We start from the raw sequence: 2,002 nt of genomic DNA on the forward strand, positions 1-2,002 counted from the left end.
CATCCGCAGGTGTGTATGTATCTCTCCTATCTAACTTCTGCCTTTCTTTCATGTTNTTCTCCATGTTTTTAAAGCCCCCTAATCAACTCTTGTGTTGTCCCTCACGGAACAAGCCCCCTGCGTGAGCTGGGGGTAGTTGACTTTTCCTCACCTTTATGATATAAATTTGATCAAGGGGAACAAATCTAGTGTACATAGATATTGAATCAAGCCTTGATATATTGGCCTGGATCACCTCACAGTGCAATTTATTTTCCCTCAGATATGCCATGAGTGCCTGAAAATTTTCCAAGAGTTGCAATATTTGCCACTATCCTGCCCCCTTCCTGATTCTCCCATATGAATATTCAAAAATTTTTTTTATGTTGCCGGATGACCCCCGATAAATATTGCATCTGGATCCGGCAGGCTTTCCAGAGCTTCCGGAGCATTTCCATTTATTATATTTATATCTGTGGAAAATTTAATCATATTTTCCTCTATAAAACCACATAGAACTTTCTCTTTTTCAATTGCATAAACCTTTCCGTCAACGTCCATAAGGGATGCATATATTGCTACAGAACCTGACCCTGAGCCTATATCCCATAGTGTGTCTCCATTTTTCAGTTCAAGTTCTGAAATAGAGATTTCACGGATTTCCCTTTTAGTAATATTGTCGTTTTTCCGTAAAAATGCATTGTCATCCGGCAATTGAGTGTTATTATTCCCATTCTTCTTCAGAACCATTATGTTTAACGCGTCAAATTTTCTTCCTATTACTTCATCTAACGCATATTTTCCTATTTTTTCATCGCTGTACCCGAGCCTCTCAAAAATATATATGGTGTAATCCTTCAGCCCGAAAATTTTCATATATTCTGCTATATTTGAGGGAGTGTTGTTGGAATCGGTGAACAGAGCAATTTTAACATTATTCCTGATCTTCTGTGCTAGTCCCTTGACAGGCCTCCCGTGGAGGCTGATGGTACGTATGTTATTTGCATCCACCCCGATCCTTGAGAGGGCTACCTGAAGGGAACTTACTTCAGGAACAATAGAAATTTCACTTACATCATAATGTTCAGTTATATATTTCCCTATTCCAAAGAAAATAGGGTCTCCAGACGCTATTACCGTTATAATTTTTCCCTCCGTAAAGGCATTCGCCAATTCAACTGAGAATTCCTTCAGGGTTCCAATACCTAATAGCTGTGCATTGGTTTCAGGAATGAGTTCCCTGTTTCTTTTTCCGGAAAATATTACCTGGCTTTCTCTTATGCATTTCTGGGCTTCTGGATTTATGGGCCTTCCCGGAAAGATTCCCACAATGTTAATTCTCTTCATTTTTCCCACCAAAATAAGACATGACCACACTATTTAAGTTTTTATAGGGATACTTTACCCTTATTATACCTGTTTTATCAGGAATGTGGATACCATCAGGCAAATTATCTGACTGGCTTCCAATTATTATAAGATCTGATTTTGAAATATAATCCTCCATGTAACTGCCCATCTCTACAGGCCTCAATTTGGCCGCCTGGACTTCACCCTGGTTTGTAAATCCAATTTTTATATAACTGCTGTCTGCTCTGGATATATCACAGACATCAAAGATGCCATATTTTTGTAGCAAGATTTTTCCAGTGGAATCGGTTGCGATTTTGCCTAACCATCTCAGATCAAAGCCGCTGGACTTGAATATATCCATCAATATACTGGCAAAACGGCCATCACATGCGATATTTTTGCCATAAAGAGCTGTTGTTGAAACGTCTCCAGGAAACACGTCAGCGGACCTAATTTTGAATACAGTGAATCCCATACTCTCCAGATATCCAGTGTCTGGAGGGTAAAGATCATAAAATATTGTTATGATTTTACCGGAATATTTTCTGTTTTCAGACTGGCAGAATATTTCATGATATGGCACAACGTCTCCGATTACTATAAGTGATGGGGATTCATTGTAAGTATAGTTTATACTTCCCAGTTTTCCGGTAAAAGTTTTCTGATAATT

Annotated in this window: 2 protein-coding genes; both read right to left on the bottom strand. The window is 38.7% G+C overall.

Translation table 11 applies throughout. The annotated features are described in order from the left end of the window. Positions 1 to 360: 360 nt before the first annotated feature. Entirely contained in the window at positions 361 to 1,326 is a 966-nt protein-coding gene (gene cbiE / locus AMDU4_RS13210; protein ID WP_021788433.1) for a precorrin-6y C5,15-methyltransferase (decarboxylating) subunit CbiE, read from the bottom strand. Then, the coding region (locus tag AMDU4_RS13215) for a hypothetical protein (protein WP_021788434.1) at positions 1,313 to 2,002 on the bottom strand (690 nt) is incomplete at its 5' end. The genes cbiE and AMDU4_RS13215, both read right to left, overlap by 14 nt.

Source organism: Ferroplasma sp. Type II, from assembly GCF_000496155.1.

What these genes read in the sequence shown, in the direction of transcription:
- cbiE (WP_021788433.1), bottom strand. Translation starts at nt 1,326, where the DNA reads ATGAAGAGAATTAACATTGTGGGAATCTTTCCGGGAAGGCCCATAAAT.